This window comes from Paenibacillus sp. J22R67, assembly GCF_059692175.1.
Map to the genome: position 1 here is coordinate 401,482 of NZ_JCAUAX010000001.1, position 17,717 is coordinate 419,198.

Annotated in this window: 7 protein-coding genes; 1 reads left to right on the top strand and 6 read right to left on the bottom strand. The window is 45.9% G+C overall.

What is annotated here, in order from left to right; translation table 11 throughout:
• Window positions 1-196: 196 nt before the first annotated feature.
• A complete protein-coding gene (locus AC58VC_RS01995; protein ID WP_497367200.1) occupies window positions 197-1,084 on the bottom strand; it encodes a LysR family transcriptional regulator in 888 nt (295 codons plus the stop codon).
• A 186-nt stretch (window positions 1,085-1,270) separates the two neighbouring features.
• Here AC58VC_RS01995 and AC58VC_RS02000 point away from each other — a divergent pair, with 186 nt between their 5' ends.
• Window positions 1,271-2,452 (top strand): MFS transporter, encoded by a 1,182-nt coding sequence (locus AC58VC_RS02000; RefSeq protein ID WP_497367201.1) that lies wholly within the window; start codon window positions 1,271-1,273, stop codon window positions 2,450-2,452.
• A 64-nt stretch (window positions 2,453-2,516) separates the two neighbouring features.
• On the opposite strand, the gene speD is transcribed toward AC58VC_RS02000, so the two are convergent.
• The 5 genes from speD to AC58VC_RS02025 all read right to left on the bottom strand — a co-directional run bounded on the left by speD (window position 2,517) and on the right by AC58VC_RS02025 (window position 17,676).
• Window positions 2,517-3,329 (bottom strand): adenosylmethionine decarboxylase, encoded by an 813-nt coding sequence (speD, locus tag AC58VC_RS02005; protein WP_477502785.1) that lies wholly within the window; start codon window positions 3,327-3,329, stop codon window positions 2,517-2,519.
• A 144-nt stretch (window positions 3,330-3,473) separates the two neighbouring features.
• Window positions 3,474-7,112 (bottom strand): immunoglobulin-like domain-containing protein, encoded by a 3,639-nt coding sequence (locus AC58VC_RS02010; protein WP_497367202.1) that lies wholly within the window; start codon window positions 7,110-7,112, stop codon window positions 3,474-3,476.
• On the bottom strand, window positions 7,109-10,270 hold the full coding sequence (locus tag AC58VC_RS02015) for a GH92 family glycosyl hydrolase (RefSeq protein WP_497367203.1): 3,162 nt from the start codon (window positions 10,268-10,270) through the stop codon (window positions 7,109-7,111). The genes AC58VC_RS02010 and AC58VC_RS02015 overlap by 4 nt, the downstream gene beginning before the upstream one ends.
• A gap of 89 nt (window positions 10,271-10,359) precedes the next feature.
• On the bottom strand, window positions 10,360-16,266 hold the full coding sequence (locus AC58VC_RS02020; RefSeq protein ID WP_497367204.1) for a GH92 family glycosyl hydrolase: 5,907 nt from the start codon (window positions 16,264-16,266) through the stop codon (window positions 10,360-10,362).
• A gap of 237 nt (window positions 16,267-16,503) precedes the next feature.
• The gene (locus tag AC58VC_RS02025; protein WP_497367205.1) at window positions 16,504-17,676 is read right to left on the bottom strand and encodes a cohesin domain-containing protein; all 1,173 of its coding nucleotides are present in this window, start codon (window positions 17,674-17,676) and stop codon (window positions 16,504-16,506) included.
• Between the last annotated feature and the right edge of the window lie 41 nt (window positions 17,677-17,717).

The window sequence follows — 17,717 nt, forward strand, 5'->3', positions numbered from 1 at the left end:
ATCTACTTATCTGCACGGATAAAACCACTGAATAAATGAATAATTATGTAACATAATGAATATTATTTTATCGGCTTCAAATATATAAGTACAATCGATTGTTTTTTGGCCAACCCCTTAAATTTTTTTATGACCCATTGAAGTAGAGACAATAGAACGCAAAAAAATACACTGCCGAGTGGCACTGTATTTAAGCTTAAACATATTGGCTTTTCATAAATTGCACAAATCTATCAACAATCGCAAGTTCTAGCGTTGATTCCCGGTAGATCATCCATGTGTTTCGTTTGATTGGTTCTCCACTCTTTCGAACTAGATCAATGGTTTTCAATCCATCTTGCGGTGTGACAAAAACACCAGGAACAATCGAGTAGCCAAGCCCCTGCTTCACCATTTCCTTACAAGTTTCATAGGAGTCTACCCACATTGTAATCGTAGGCGGCGAGCTATATCGTTCATGCCACCAGGCTTGAATTGTTTCGCTAAAGGGTGACTGCATGGAACTCATTGTTTTAATTCTAGGTTCTTTATAGTAGATATGAGGCAAGTTCGGAAGGTTATCTAAATCAATGTCATCTTTGGAAATGATGTAAATATGTTCGTCATGCAGGAGACATCTGGCATCAAACCACGGGTAGTCTCCTCTAATGACACCCACATGGATTTCTTCCTGGTGAAGCAGCTCTAGAATCTCCGGACTTAAAGCGGATGTCACATTGAATTGTACGTCTGGACAAAACTCTTTGAACCTTTTGAGCAGCGGCGGAAGCTTATATAGCCCATAGTAACTGGCAACTCCCAGTCTTAATGTCCCTTTAACCTCATTTCGCAAGCTAAGAATGTTATCCTTCATTTTATTCAATTCTACTAGCGTCTTCTTTGCATAAGAAACCAGGTATTTACCTTCTGGGGTAAGCCTGGTCCCCTTAGAGGATTTCACGATGATGGAAACCCCGAAGTCTTTCTCTAACTGCTGAATCCTATAGGACAGCGCGGGTTGCGTGATGTAAAGGCGTTCCGCCGCTTTCGTCAAGCTCTGTTCCTCTGCAAGATACTGCAGCATAATGCAATCCTTCTCGTTCAAAGATCACCCTCCTTTGGGATTTTTTTGCCTATCTCTGAAGCTTAGCATACTAACAAAGTTAATGCCAAAATACGAAACACATATTACACTTTGCCTAAATACATAATAAGGAAACAGTCTTTAGCGTTGCACACGTGTAGTAGGCTAAGCTGATTAATCTTTAACGAATCATGGAGATGACGGATAATGCGCTTTACTTTTCTGATCACTGCCCTATTTCTCGCTTCACTTAATTTGCGTCCAGTCATCACTTCTGTTTCTCCTCTACTTGGAACGATTCAGGATGCGCTTGGCATGAGCGGCTCCAGCGCTAGTCTATTGACCTCCCTGCCAGTACTCTGTATGGGATTCTTTGCTCCTGCAGCCGTCAAATTAGGCAATCGATGGAGCATTGAAAGGACAATTGCCTATTGTCTCCTGCTCATTGGCCTTGCTACTGCCGCTAGATTTTTGGTTAGCTCTGAATGGTTGATGCTCGTGACTGCCTTCCTGGCCGGCATCGGGATTGCCATAATTGGGCCTTTGTTGTCCGGGTTTATCAAAGGAAATTTTGCCAACCCACCCTCTATCGTCGGGGTCTATTCTATGGCACTTGTTGTCGGTGCCGCTCTTGGATCCGCTTTGTCCGTGCCTCTGCAGACTTTGTTTAACCATTCCTGGCAGGCTTCCGTCGCATCTTGGTCTGTTCTGGCTTTCATAGCTTTATGCTTCTGGTGGAGACCAGTCCGGAAAGCCCCGACATTACCTGAATCTATGGAGCCTGGGCCCATGCCCAAATCAACTAGATTGAAGCTTCCATTATCGAATAAACGTTCTTGGTTACTGACTTGCTTTTTCGGGTTGATGGCCTTTATCTTTTACTCACTTACCGCCTGGCTGGCCCCCATGGTGCAGGAAATGGGCTACGGGAAACAAACGGCTGGCATGATCTTAACCTTATTTACTGCCGTGCAAATGCCAGTCAGCTTCGTCATTCCAATTCTGGTCAGCCGCTTTCAACACAGAATGCTCTGGCTGATTGGCTGCTCGGTTATGGAGCTAATCGGGCTCATTATGCTCCAGCTTCCCGTGACCCCGTGGCTAACCTGTATTTTTCTGGGTATCGGCGCAGGTGGACTGTTCCCAATGGCGTTAATGCTGCCTATTGATGAAACATCCACTACGGAGGAAGCAAGCGCGTTATCAGCAATGACGCAATCAGGCGGGTACATCTTTGCTGCTATGGGTCCCTTTTTTGTAGGCTCTATCCATGATTATGCTGGCAGCTTTCCTCCTGCACTTATGGGCATGTCGATATTGGTAGCCGTAATGATTTTAATCCAGTTTAAAATCGGCAATAAAAAGTCGAAGCTTATTCAACCAGACTAGCTGGATAAAAACAAATAACCGCTCACATCGGGATATTCCCTTATGAGCGGTTTTTATATTTATATCAAGTAAAGACCATATTTTTACCGTAAAAAATCTCGTCCATCTCCCACTTCACGCTCTTCTCAATTTCCAGCTGCTCTTCCTTGCTCAGTGAATCCTTGGTGTAGCCGAACAAATAATTGTTCAAATCGAACTCTCGAAGCTTACATTTCGTATGAAAAATATTTTCCTGATACACGTTCACATCAATCATTTGGTACATCTCTTGGATTTCACTCGGAATGTAGTTCTGGATGGAGCTGATTTCATGGTCAATAAATAACTTGTGCCCTACGATGTCGCGTGTGAAACCTCTTACTCGATAATCCATCGTCATAATGTCCGTGTCAAAGGATCGAATCAGGTAGTTCAGCGCTTTGAGCGGCGAAATTTCTCCACAGGTGGATACGTCAATGTCGGCTCGAAATGTGCTAATCCCCTCGTCAGGGTGGTATTCCGGATAGGTATGTACGGTGATGTGACTAGTGTTGAGATGTGCGACAACGGCTTCTGGGAGCGGCCCCGGTGATTCCTCGAAGGACTCATTCGGCTCTTTCTCAATCGGGCCTTCCGACACCAGCATGGTTACACTTGATCCTTGCGGATCGTAGTCCTGCTTGGAGATGTTCAGCACATGGGCGCCGATAATGTCGGCAACAGACTTCAATATCGCTGTCAAACGATCTGCATTGTACTGCTGGTCTATATAAGCGATGTAGGCTTCACGCTCTTCCTTGGTTTTCGTAAAACAAATATCGTACATGTTAAAACTTAGCGATTTGGTCAAATTATTAAAACCATGCAAGGTAATGCGCTGCTCTGATGTTAATTTCACCGATACTCCCCCTTCTAATGATGGTTTTCGCTGATATTGTTATATAGCTAGCCTTAGGATGTGATCACTGCGCAGCTTCTATTCCATTTTTAGACAGGTAAAAAAAGAGATGATGTCACGGAGACACCACCTCAGGATTAACTTCTAGCCTAGAATCATATTTGCGACAATCGCCAAGTCAGCTATATCAATTTTCCCATCATTCGTGAGATCAGCTTTCTTGTACAGCTGCCAGTTCGGATCATCGGACATTTTACCATAATACGCTGCCATCATTGCCAAATCACCAATGCTGTAAGTGTTATCTCCGTTCAAGTCACCTGGCGTCTGTGTATGCATGGATGCCATGAATACTTGGATCGCAACATTCAACTCGGCTGAGGCTTGATCCACTTGGCTTTGACTTGCTGCCGCGTTATCTGCTACGGCCTTTGCTGTAATAATTGCAGTTTGTAAAACTGCCTTCGAGCCAACCGGATATTGGCCGACATTTGTGCCTTCTACCGCGGCATCGTGCTTTGCTTTCGCTTGCTCAATAAGTCCATTTAGCACGGATTTATCTACGCTGTTTATTTGAATTAGATGTGTAGCGCCAGCTACATTGACTTCGACACCCTCACCGTCTGAAATAATGACATTAGTCAGTGTAATAGCTGTGGATACAGATAACAAGGAAGGTTTGGTTTTCCATTGCAGACTAATCAAACCGTTCACAAGAGGATCTTTATCTGTTCCCATTTTTGCCGCAAGAACACGGACTTGACCTAAGGTTTCCTTCTTATCTACGAAGAGGAAATTTTCTTGTAACGATTTTGCGGAGATAAACTCCACTGCCGCAGCGTCATACGTGAAGATCAAGTCATGCGCATAGACGTTATGGCTCACGCTGCTCAAATCATAAGTAAGATCAAAAGTTGCACCCGAATTGACTTGATCAACACCGAATAAAAACGCTATGTTTCCGGTAGGAGCTTCTTTAATTTTAAAATCAACCGTATACGTTTTCTGTGTTGATCGGTCTTCTGCCGTAACCACGATTATCGCTTGGCCCGGTAATTTATCAGCCTGAGTCACCACCAACGTTGCATTCGGATCTGCTACTGTTGCTGCAACCGTTGGTACTTGGCCTTCGCCTTCCGGCAGTTCAACCGTGTAGGCTAACGTATTTGGATTAAACCCGGATAATGAATCCCCGTCAATTGTGATGCTGCTTAAGGCCGCATCGTCATTTAAAGGTTCTTCGACGTCACCCCGTGCATTGACTGTGATGTTAAAAGATTTCGTGATGCTTGAAGAACCCCTGCTAATCTTAGCCGTCAGCACTGCCGTTACATTCGGATCACCATAACAAGGCCGCACGACATTACCATGGAAATCAATCACTCCCGGATCTGAACTTGACCACGTAATGACTACTTCTGGCATCACATCTAGACTGATCGGCAAGAACAAATCGTTCTCTACTGAATTCGTATTCCCCAAATGAAGCGCTGCTGCAGCCGATATCACACTTTCCTCATCAGCACTTAATGCCTTAACCGTTAGGGTGAATGCCTTCGCCACGCTATCTGCACCTTTGGTCAATGTGGCTGTCAGCATGACCCCAGCATCCGGCTGCCCAACACCGGGTCGTGTAACTTGCCCGGATTCACTAAGTACAGCAGGGTTGGAGCTTACCCAGTTAATCTTCGAACCGAAACGTCCAATGCTTGGCAGGTACACATTACTGGTCACCGTATTGTTGCTGCTAAGTTCAAGCTCCGCCTTGTCTGCCGCTACATCTCCGCTATCTCCTAGGGCAACCACCGTTATGACGAACGGTTTGTCTGCCGCTACTCCTCCACTGGTGATTGTAGCCGTTAATGTGACCACCGCGTTCGGTTGACCAGCGGGCGGTCGAGAAACATGCCCAGCATCGTCAATCACAGTTGGATTTGATGAGTGCCATGAGAAAGCCGATCGATATTTGCCTTTTGTCGACAGAATCAAATCATCAGCCACTGCGCTCATATCTCCTAATTCGAGTGCAGTTTTATCCAAGTCCACCGCTTCTGCGTCGTCCAAGGGAAGTATTTTAATGAGAAAAACCTTCGTCGTGATCGAGTCACCCTTTATCAGGGTAGCCGTCAGTTTCAACTCAGCGCTTGGCTCACCTTGAATAGGTCTGCCTACAATATGCCCCGTATCGCTCATGAGAAGCGAATTCGAGCTTTCCCATGTGATCCTTGTTTGCTGTTCGCCTGCAACAGGCAGACTCAAGTCATGTGAAACTCCGGACGTATCGCCTAAGCTAAGTGCTGCTTTCGCGGCATGAACTGCGATGGTATCCCTTTCTCCAACCGTCGAATTGTGATCAATAGTGATATCATCAACAGAACCGCGAAAAAATCCTTGTACAGTACCGCTGGAATCAAATCCGAACAAAATTTTATCGATGACTTTCCCATTCGCTACTTCTCCGATGTTGGTCGTGATTAAATTCCATTGATCTTCGAGGACAAAGCCCCCTTTCCCTTGGGCATTCGGATGCAGGACAATGCCATTCTGATCTTTAGCACCCAAATCGTGCAGATAAGTGCCATCCGTAAACAAGAGATCAAGTGCCACGTATTTGCTTGTTGTTCTAGTCAAATTCGACAGAACATCGGACTCCTTCTCCGGAAACACCCAGTAAGATAAGGCAGTCGAAGCCTTAACTGGAATCTCTGTATCAAATATTTGATTGAAAGCATTGGATTGATCAGCATCCAAAGCATTTCCAGAAAACTGGAGCGCAGCTGCGCCATTGTGCGCGCCAGTTCCTTTTTTTGATTCCATGCCGCCGATCCCGCAGCAAAACTCACCAACATTTTGCGTCAACGATAATATCCTGTACGTGTTAGCCGGACCCGTGGTATCCGTTGGAGCGATATCCTCCGATTCAAAGCCTGAATCAAAATCAATCCCCGCATCATATTGATAATCGGCCTCTCTCATCGCCAGTACATTCACAGAAAACGGCTTCGTTTGCGACGCAGAGCCTTTCTTCACTGTTGCTGTCAGTGTGAGCTGAGCATTCGGCTGGCCGAGATCCGGACGCTTCACGATTTTTCCCGTGTTGCTGATTACGCCGGGATTCGAACTTTCCCACGTGATGGTTGTGCCTTTCCTAAACGTTGTTGGAAGGATGACTCCTTTCGTCAAAGCCGTTGTATCTCCTAAGTCGAGCGCAGCAACTGCTGATGAAACAGAAGTATTGTCATCAAGCTCGGCAGCGTACAATTTCCAGTCTGCTAATTGCGTATTCGTCGACTCACCGTTGTTCGTCAGAATGAATAACCGGTAATAGGCGTACTCCTTCACTTTGCCATCTGCAATCGTATACTCTTTCGTTTGTAAACGTGCGCTGAAGGATTGATTGCTTTGCTCATCCAGCACGTTCCAGTTCATGCCATCATTCGAACCTTCGATTCGCCAGTTCTTCGGGTCCCTTGTCGGGGCATCGTTGGCAGACACCATGGCATACTTTCTAATCGCTTGCGTGTCCCCGAAATTGAATTGCGCCTGCACCCAAACATTCGTTGTTTGCACAGCAAGCCACTTCGTATTGACATTGTTATCGAATAATTTCACAGCTGTTTCACTAGGCTGATTTTCTTTACTGAACTTAACAGTCATATTGTTAGCTAGGGCGACGTTGATCAAATCTCCTGGAGCAGCTTGCACGGTTACAATCGGAAGCAGGCAGACCATCAATAGGCTGCAAATCAGAACATGCCAAATACTAAAAAGCCGTTTCGTCATCTTCCAGAAACCCCCTTGTACCTGGCGTTTGATTTAGGCATCTGGACAAGCTTCCACTGATGTGCCACGCTGCTAAATCCGGCTGTAGTTTCGGTAGCTGCAACTTTAGTGTTCAACACGGAAACCAATGACTCCGTGTCGTCCGAATGGTTCGAATCTGGCGCCTTTTGAGCGGTATTGTTTATTGGTGTGTAATTTGTACAAGCAACTGCGACTTGAGCGGCGAAATCTCCCTTGGAAGTCGGTGCTAACGGATCTGGCGGATTCGTACCCCAGCTTGTATTTGGCGTTGTGCCGAGCGTAAAGTCAAGAACAGCACCGTCCTTGATATAATCGTATGGCAGCCAGGTGCTGTCATAGTTATGGCCGTTCAGTTTTAAATCCTGGATATACTTCGCTTCTTCTGAAGCCTGATTACCGATCAGCCTGATTTGTTTGCAATCGCTTAAATGAAGGATCGTTTCCTCGAATAGGGGGGCATGCATCGAAAAGCCACCGATCCCCGGAATCGAAGGGTACAACCCAAGTGCTGCCAAAACGAACCACGCAGAGCCCGCTCCCAAATCATTGTTGCCGATCAGACCCGCAGGTCCATCATGGAACAGCTCAAACATGCCCTTGCGCACGATCTCCTGGGTTTTCCAAGGCTGCCCGGCAAAGTTGTAAGCCCAAGGAATACCATAACTCGGTTGATTACCAAGGAATGAGTGCGGCTCAGTCGAACCTGCATTCAATTTCTGGAAGAAGAAATCGAGCCGTGTTCTTGCTGCTTCCAGACCGCCCATCTTCTCGAATAATCCTTTGTAGTTAAAAGGAAGCACCCATGTGTATTGAGCTGAATTGGCTTCTTGGAAGCCGTGCTCACTAGCCGGATCAAAGCTGCTCTCGAAATTTCCGTTTGCCAGTCGCGGTTGAAGATAGCCATCTTTGAACGAAAGCATCCAGCTCTGCGAGCGGTTCGAATACGTATTATATTTCTCCTCATCGCCTAACGCTTTGGCAAACTGCGCGATCGCGAAGTCCGCATTATTATATTCCGGAATATATCCAGTCACCCATCCGCCTCTTTCAATGGGAATGTAGCCCAGCTGCAAATAGTCAGCCAGATTAAACCGTCCATTTAAGCTAGATGGAGTCGATGCATGAAAGTCCAAGACCTTCAAAGCTTCTTGTAAATCAAAATTTCTTGCTCCAAAAGCGTACATGTTGGAGATCGTAATCGAAGCGGGATCCCCATTCATCACATTCGTTTCAGAATTGGCAATACTCCACTTCGGTAAAAACCCGCTTCTGCTTTTCGCATCATCGACGAAGGATTGCGCAATATCTGATCCTATATCCGGATACAGAAGTCCGATTAACTGCATCTGTGTTCGATAAACATCCCATCCGGAAAACGTTGAATAATGGGTATATTTTCCACCCGTATTATAAATCTTTTGATCGAACCCTCTATAATCGCCGTTCACATCGCTGAACACATTCGGGTGGATCAAGGAATGATACAGAAAGGAGTAAAGCATCCGTTTATGCTTCTCAGTCCCTCCAGTGACTTCAATCTTACTGAGCGCCATTTTCCATTTGGCCTGCGCTGTTTGTTTGACAGATTCGAAGTTCCAGCCTGGATTCTCCGTTCTTAGGTTCATCTTGGCATGCTCCATATCGGTATAGGAAATCGCAACCTTGACATAAACCTCTTTTTGATCGGATGTATCGAACCTGACATACCCGCCTACCTTACGATTATTGGGAATTTCAGATTGTTCGGATGGCTTATCCTTCGTAATTTGAGAACCTTTGTAGGTACCGACCTCTGTGAACGGTTGACTGAACTCTGCAGCAAAATAAACGGTGTAGTTGTTCGTATTTTCAGCTAATGTGCCGCTCCCCTTGGTGCCGCAGAATCCGCCAGCATTCACATACCCAGTCACCATGCTGCTATTTTTATCAATTTGGATATTGGCATCCCTAACGCCCGTGCCGTTAATACCCGTATTAATTAGCATCATCGCCTGCGTAGAGGCCGGATAGGTGAATCTGCCGATACTCGTTCTCTCGGTTGCTGTAAATTCCGATCTTATGTTGTATTTATCCAACAAAACGCTGTAATAACCGGGTATTGCGATTTCATTTTCACGTTGAAAAGGTGAGGCATAGTCCTCGAAATGCGTTGCTGGAGATTTTCCCATTTTGCCTACTACAGGTAAAAAAGGGATGTTCTGCGCAATATCACAGCCAGGTCCGTCGATATGCGTCAAACTGAATCCTGCAATTGATTTGCGATCATAATCATATCCCGAACCCAAAGGCGATTTGCCAGAACCAAGGTCGTTGTAACCGGTGTCTGGACTCCATTGGATCATACCGAATGGCACTACCGCACCTGGAAATGTATTTCCCCGATTGCCTCCGAAGCCGACAATATCCAGCTTATTGTTTTGTGATCCTAACAACGGATTGGCATAGGCCGACGGATCGAATTCGGAGTTACGAATTTGAATTTCATCGATAAACCCTCGATATGTTCCTGCATTTCCACTTTGTTCGTATGAAATGAGGATGCGTTTAATCGTTTTCCCCGCTGCAGTTGAACCAACATTCGAAGTAATGAAATTCCATGTGTCTAACGCTAATTGATTGCCTTTGCCTTGTTCTTCGGGGCTCATTGCAATGCCGTGCTGATCTAATGCTTGATAACTGTGCAGATAGGTTCCATCTTCAAAAGCAAGATCTACAGCGACATAGGTGCTGTTTTTCCCATGATTCTGCTCAGTTCCGTCTAACATTGTGCGGTTTTGAGGATAAATCCAATAGGACAAAGTAGTATTGGATTTAACAGGAATGTTGACTTCAAACATTTTATTGTAAGCGTAAGCCGATTTAGTACCGGTTGTTTTACCCGCATAAAGCAAAACTTTTTTACCAGATTGGTGCAACTCGTTGGAAATTCTGGATACTGCTTGACTCACCTGGTTGCTCGATTCGCTTTCATCTTCCCAGTTTGGCTGTGTAGCCTCTTTGCTTTCAAATCCTGCATAAAAGCTTGGTGCCGCAGCTTCTGCAGATTGATCGAATGTCGGCGGGATGAACATAATGCCCCACAGCAGCACAAAACAAAGCAAAAGACTGCACGATTTCCTGACCGTCTTTCTTATCATTTCGATCACCTCCAAGTTTTTTCCATGTGACCATGTGAAAAATCGGGAGGAAGACGTTTGCCGCCCGCCATCCTCCCGACATGTAGATATTAATTTAAAATTTTGCTGGCAATGATCGCAAGATCTGCGACATCAATTTCGCCATCGCCACTCAAGTCCGCTTTTTTGTACAGGTTCCAATTGGCATCCAGATGATTTTTACCATAATAAGAAGCCACAATGGCCAAGTCACCAATGGTAAACTTATCGTCGCCATTCATATCCTCTGGCACGCGTGTATTCACGGACGCAAGGAAGCCTTGCAGAGCCGAGTTCAGTTCTGTCACAGCTTGATCTACTTGAGATTGCGTAGAAGCTGCATCACTTGCGATCTGACTAGCTGTGTGAATGGCCGCTTGCAGAAGTGCTTTAGCGCCTGCAGGATATTCGCCGGTTTTGGTGCCTTCTACGGCTGCATCATGTTTGGATTGTGCTTCTGCAATCAATGTATTAAGCGCTGTTTTATCCACTGTGCTATTGATTGCATTCTTGAACGTTTGCAAAGCTGTGCTCAGCTGCGCTCTTGCTAATTCTACTTCATCCTGTGTAGCTTGCATGTTCGCTGCAGCTGCTTTCGCCGTATCGATAACTGCTTGCAGAATAGCTTTGGAACCTATCGGATATTGGCCGTATTTGGTTCCTTCCACAGCCGCATCATGTACCGCTTGCGCTTCTGTGATCAGGCTATTCAGAGCTGTTTTATCCACAGCTTTAATGCTTATCGATTTCGAAACGTTAGGCATTTCCGTCTCTTTACCTTCTCCGTCGGCAACAACAAGTTTGGATACAGCGATTGTGCCGGCTGCGCCAAGCTCAGAAGTCTTCGCTTTGAATTGAAGCGTCAACAGTGCACCGTTTGGCTGGGAAGCTCTGGCCCCAAGATGAACGGCAAGGTATCTGCTTTGACCGGGAACTGCGTTCTTACTCACGATAACGAATTCTTCTTCATTCACCGATTTATCAGAAATCAGTTCAAAGATGTCCGAGTTATACGTAAATGTCATATCTTGACCATATACGTTTTGTGTCACTCCACCTAATCCATACGTCAAATCAAACGTTTGACCAGCCGAAACGGCCGAGCTGCCGGCTAAGAATGCACTTGCCTCGCTCTTGCCGTGTTCGATGGAAATATCATCGAAGTATCCACGTGAATATCCCGTTTTAACCGTTGCATTAAAGGAAATGAGAATTTTATCTACCCTTTTCCCAGCTGCCACCGCTCCGATATTGGACGTTACAAAATTCCATTGATCAGAAACAAGTTTACCGCCATTTCCTTGTGCGAGCGGATTAACACCGACACCGTTTTGATCGACGGCACCTAAGTTATGCAAGTACGTACCATCAGTGAACAGCAAGTCTACTGCGTAATGCTGGCTTGTTGTTCTTGCATTGCCAGGTAAGACGGTTCCTGCACTGCCTTCTGGATTAATCCAATAAGAAAGGACAGTTGACGGCTTAATGTCAAAATCAGCATCAAACATTTGATTATAAGCATAGTTCTCTTCAGCGTTTGTCGCATTGCCGGAATAGAGAATTGCAGTTGTGCTGCTATTTCGTCCTGGTGTGCCAGCTTTTGTTTCAATACCGCCGATTCCACAGCAGAACTCGCCTATGTTCTTCGACTCGATCGTACGGTTTTCCCAAGTCGGCATGACATCGCCTGGTTCAAGCCCCGTTTTGAAATCGACGCCAGCTTCATAGCTTAAATCCGTTTCATTTAGAGCAAGCACGGTAACCGTTATGACCTTCGTCGCGCTTACGCTGCCCCTATTGACTGTTGCCGTCAACGTTAGGCTTGCATTCGGCTGTCCAAAATCAGGACGCTTGATGATTTTCCCTTCGTTAGAGACAATGGCTGGATTGGAGCTTACCCAAGTAATGGTTGTGCCAAATTCAAAGTTGCCGCTAGGTAATGTCAGCTTCTTAGTCACAGCGCTGGTGTTGCCTAAATCTAGGCCTTTAACTGTCTCCGCTACTGCCGTTTCATCGTTTACAGGTGGAGTCGGATAACCCAGAAGCTCAATTTCAGCTAGTGAAGTGGAGAGCGTTCCCGAATTCTCTGTGACCTCTAATCGGTAGAATTCGTATTTCCCTGGAGTTTGTATGGCAAAAGGCCGGGTATACGAACGCCATGCAAAAGTTTCATTCGTTCTTTGATCCAATACGGTCCAATTTTGGCCGTCATTCGAACCCTTCAGCATCCAACTTTTCGCATCGCCGTCTGTATTGCCTGAAGTCAGGGTATACATGGCGGCCTGCTTTTTCGAGCCAAGGAATTGATACTGAATCCATGGCGTCGTGCTGTTTAAGGTAGCTCGGGTGTTCGAGCTATTATCGAACAAGTTACCGATTGTGGAGCTATTCGTACTGTCGGTCACTTTCGCAAATCCTTGAGCAACCAATTTATCTGTCAAATCTTTCAGTGGAGCAGGTACATCCGAACCTTGGGTAATGGATGTCGGCACGTCATTTTCGCCGCTTCCCCATGTCGAAGGTGCAGGTCCCATCTCGAAGTCAAGCGTAGCTCCTGCTGCGATTACAGCATGCGGAAGCGATGTTTGCGTGTACGCTTCACCATTCACTTTCAGGCTTTGAACGTACTTGTTCTCTTTGCTGTTATTCGGCGCATTGACAACGAGTTTTTTTCCATTATCAAGTTGAATCGTTGCTTTTTTGAACAATGGTGCGCCAACGGCATATTCAGGACTACCCATTTTGAGCGGATAGAAGCCTAACGCTCCAAAAATGTACCATGCAGACATTTCACCATTGTCCTCATCGCCTGCATACCCTTGGCCGATTTGGCTGCCGAGGTATAACCGGTCTAACGCTTCGCGAACTTTCTCTTGAGTTTTCCAAGGCTGCCCAGTGTAGTTATACATGTACATAATATGGTGTGACGGTTGATTGCTGTGCCCGTACTGCCCCATTCTGACATCTCTGGCTTCTGTCATTTCATGGATGACACCGCCATAGGAACCAGCATTGGAGCTGGAAGCGGGTTCCGGTATGCTGAAGAATTGATCCAATTTGTCAGCCAACTTCCCTCTGCCGCCGTACAGATTTGCCAAACCTTGGCCATCCTGCGGAGCATGGAAAGCCATATTCCAAGCATTCGTTTCCGTATAATCGCTGCCCCAATTTCTAGGATCAAAATTCGCAGGCGTGGATCGCCAAGCACCACTTGCGGTTCTGCCGTTGAAGAATCCTAAATTCGGATTAAACATGTTGATATAATTTTGTGCCCGATTGATGTAATATTGCTGGTCATCTTTGTAGTGAGTGCTATAAGCATCGCTCGAATCATTTTTCTTAGCTAGCGCATCGGCCAGGTTTGCAATACCGTAATCATTGATGTAACCATCCACGGCCCAAGCCAATCCTTCGCCTGTATCCGTATTTGTATAGCCATCGAAAACGGAAGTTGCCATCCCTTTTCTGCCCACATTGGCATTCGGCGGAGTAACCGCAGCGTCTTTCAACGCGGATTGATAGAAGCTCTGAACATCGAAGTTCGTAACACCTTTCAAATAGGCATCCGCAAAAGCAACATTCGCGCTTGTTCCTACCATCAAGTTGGCATAACCAGGAGAGGACCATCTGGAAATCCATCCGCCATCCCGATAGTGCTGAACGAAACCGTCAATGAATTCTCCAGCCTTCGTCGGCGCCAGCAAGGAATACGCTGGCCATGCCGTGCGGTACGTATCCCAGAAACCATTGTTGACATAAATTTTGCCATCATTAATTTTGGCGCATGATGTTGTTGCTGTACTTGTTGAACATGTCGTAATCGGCGTTTGATCCGCATGTTTGTATACCGGCGCTTCATTCGAACCAACATTTTCAAACGCTGAGTTCGGATACAAGAATAAACGGTACATGTTGGAGTATAAAGTGATCAGTTGATCCTCAGAAGCACCTTCAACCTGGATAATGCCCATTTGTTGATCCCACTGTGTCTGAGCTTTATCTTTAATCGTTTCAAATGTATCGGTTGGGCTGATTTCTAACTCAAGATTTTTCTTGGCTTGATCAAGACTGATTAAGGAAGTTGCAATCTTCATGGTGACTACTTTATTCGTCGTGGTATCGAATTTGTAGTAGGCCTGCACATTCGTTCCACCACCGCCACTACCCGTCAGTTTGCCGCTTGCGGTTACAGGCTTATCGAAGGTCGCATAGATGAAAATGCGTGTTGCGCCTGTAGAAAGACCGCTTTTTTGATCGGAGTAGCCAGAAATTGCGTTGTTAGCAGCATCCAGCGTAATACCGCCACTATTGCTTTGGTTGTCAAAAAGCAGATTAGACGAATCTCCAGCAAACGTGAATCGGAACATAGCCGCATGATCAGTAGGCGTAAACTCTGTTTTGAGACCGTTCTCAAAAGTAACGCCGTAGTAGTAAGGCTTCGCAATTTCGTTCTCATGCTTGAAAGGTAATGCCCGTGTCGTGCGGTTAATATTCGGAGTTCCCACGGTGTCGGAAGGCATCACATGGAACGTTTGGCGATCTCCCATCCAAGGACTTGGCTCATGACTTAATGCAAAAGCTTGAATCGTAGGTAAGTTGTTTGCGTTATTGCTTTGGTTGTAATAATAAGCCCAATCCGAGCTTGCATTTGTTTTGGGTATCCAGAAATTAAATCCGTGCGGTACGGCAACGGCTGGAATATTATTTCCTCTGGAGAAAGTTCCGTTGGACTGCGTGCCTCTGAGGATGTTGGCATAATCGGAGAGTCGGTTATAATTGGCAATTGTAGGTGTGCCCTCGATTTTGACATCATCAATCGTTCCTTTGAAGCCTGTTCCCACCTTCGCTGTCGGGTTATCATAAGCAATTAGAATGCGTTTAATTGTTTTTCCGGCGGCAACAGCCCCGATGTTGGATTTTTTGAAATTCCATTGATTGTTGTACAGTGTCTTGGAATTTCCTTGATCTTGGGGATTAAGTTTAATGCCATGTTGATCCAGTGCACCAAGATTATGCAGATAAGTGCCATCTGAGAAAGCGAGATCAACCGCTGCGTAAGTGCTGGAGTAATCCATCTGAGCTTTATCCGTAAATTCAGGAGCAATATAATAGGAAAGTTCTGTAGTTGGCGTCACGGTAATATTAGCATCATAAACTTTATTGTAGGAGTAAGCTCTGCCATCAACCAAGTGGGTTCCGGAATAGGTAAAAGCTTTTGCCCCAGTCCACCCTACGTTGGATTTCGCATTATAAAGGCCTGACGGTCCGTTCGTGACATACGACTTCATATCTGCTGGTGGAGGTGGAGGGAGAATGATGCCATTGGAAATCTGGAACTCGGACATTTGTATGTAAGAATCGCCGCTGTTCGCTGTAATGTTTAACCGGTAATAGGTAAAAGGTATTTCATTCGCGAAGTCATATACTTTCGTCTGAAAACGTTCGCTGAACGTCTGGTTGGTTCTCGTATCAAGTACCGTCCAGGTGCTGCCGTCATTGGAGCCTTCAAACTGCCAGTTTTTAGGGTCCCTTCCAGCCGAATCATTCGCTGAGGTCAAGGCATATCTCACGACTGCAGACGCCTCGCTAAGCTTGAATCTTACCCAGCTAGTCGCGCTTGTATCCAGCCATTTGGAATTCGTGTTTGAATCAATCAAATTGCCTGCTACTTCACCTGATGACGCGAACTCTCCTCTTGCTGTTACTTCAACGACCTTATTCGTAATGCTGCCCGGAATTCCCGCAAAAGGCGTGTTCCCATCAATACCGGATTTCAAAGGATTCCCATCGATGTCTGACTCCACTGTATTTTCCCATGATACAAGGGGATCACTAGCCTCGAATGATGAGGCGAAATCGGTTCCTTCTGCAGCAGGAGCAGCTGATGCCCGTTGATTCGTAGGCAGATACAATGACCCTGCTAGAAGTGTAAAGCTTGTTGCCATAGCCAGAAATTTCCTAGCTTTCCGGTTACCCATTCCAGAAAACCTCCCATTATTGTTTTCAAAGCCATCCTAACCTTTAAGACTCAAGCAGCCTCCTTTCGATGATCACCTGTAAGCGCTTCCCCATACATATCTTACTGAAAGAGCCTGGCTTTAACTATGCGGTAAATCTATCTTTTCTTCCGATAAAATAATCACATTTCTATTCCAGCGTCATCCAAGTAAACAAAAAGGGGGGCAGCGAACCGCCTCTCCCCTCATTTTGTGCCTTCAACGAAAAATCTCACTAGCTATCATGGCCAGATCCTCGATATCCACTTTCTCGTTTCGACTAATGTCCGCTCGCTCGTGCTTCGCCCAATCGTCATCGGTTGACGAACTGCCGTAAGACGCCGCAACTATGGCCAGATCTCCCACAGAAATTCTGTTGTCACTATTTAAGTCACTGGATGATGAATTTGCCTGTGTGGTGACAGTAACACTTGGACCATTTGTACTCCACAGCCCGGATGCATTACCCGCTTCCACCTTAAAGGTATACATCGTATTCGGCTTCAGAGCCGTAATCGTGTATTGATAAACACTTCCCGTCACGGTGCCTAAAGCTTCTCCATCCTGATAGACCTGATAGCCGGTTAATCCGACTGGATCGGTCGCCCCAGACCAATTTAACGTCACTCCTGTGCACGATACATCGGATACGTCAAGCCGTTTTTCCGCCGTCCATTCTGGAGGCACAGGTGTATTCGGCAAGCTATTCCATATGGCTTTGGCTATGACAACCAAATCCAAAATATCAATCCTGCCGTCGGCATGGAGATCTGCCTTCACATGGTTTGCCCAATCGGAGTCAGCCGATGTTTTACCATACGAAGCTGCTGCAATCGCCAAATCTCCAATCGAGAATTTGTTGTCTCCATTCAAATCCTCAGGCTGGGAGTTACGGATGGAAACCGTATGTGTCGCTCCGCTTACGTTGATTTCCACGCCGTCGCCATTTGATACGACTGCATTGCTTATAGTCACATTGGTCATGGCAGCATGATTAAGCGATATAGAAGTCCAGCGAAGCGTTAGCAACTCACTATCTTCGTGAATGGCATACTTCGCCCCATGACTTACCGCAATAATCCGGACTTGTCCAGGCGTTTCGGACAGACCAGCTATAGAGAAATTATCCTTCAATGAGTCCACACCGTTAAAATCCAACTGCTCAGCATCATAAATGACGGTTATATCCTGGGCGTAGACATCATCTGTGACACCCTTCAATCCATAGGTCAGATTAAAGGCTTGACCAGCCTGCACCTTGTCCTCACCGGACAAGGTGGCATGGATGGCTTCCTCGGCTTTGGCAAGTGAGCGATCTGCGAACCAATTAGCCGATAAAAGAATGAGAAGCGCATATACAAGATACGTCCTATACCTTTTCCTTTTTCTCATTGCCTAATATCCTCTCTAGGCTTTATGTATGAATCAATAGC

Excerpts from the sequence above, each read along its gene's own strand:
- AC58VC_RS02025 (WP_497367205.1), bottom strand. The coding sequence starts at position 17,676 with ATGAGAAAAAGGAAAAGGTATAGGACGTATCTTGTATATGCGCTTCTC.
- AC58VC_RS02020 (WP_497367204.1), bottom strand. The coding sequence starts at position 16,266 with ATGGGTAACCGGAAAGCTAGGAAATTTCTGGCTATGGCAACAAGCTTT.
- AC58VC_RS02000 (WP_497367201.1), top strand. The coding sequence starts at position 1,271 with ATGCGCTTTACTTTTCTGATCACTGCCCTATTTCTCGCTTCACTTAAT.
- AC58VC_RS02010 (WP_497367202.1), bottom strand. The coding sequence starts at position 7,112 with ATGACGAAACGGCTTTTTAGTATTTGGCATGTTCTGATTTGCAGCCTA.
- AC58VC_RS02015 (WP_497367203.1), bottom strand. The coding sequence starts at position 10,270 with ATGATAAGAAAGACGGTCAGGAAATCGTGCAGTCTTTTGCTTTGTTTT.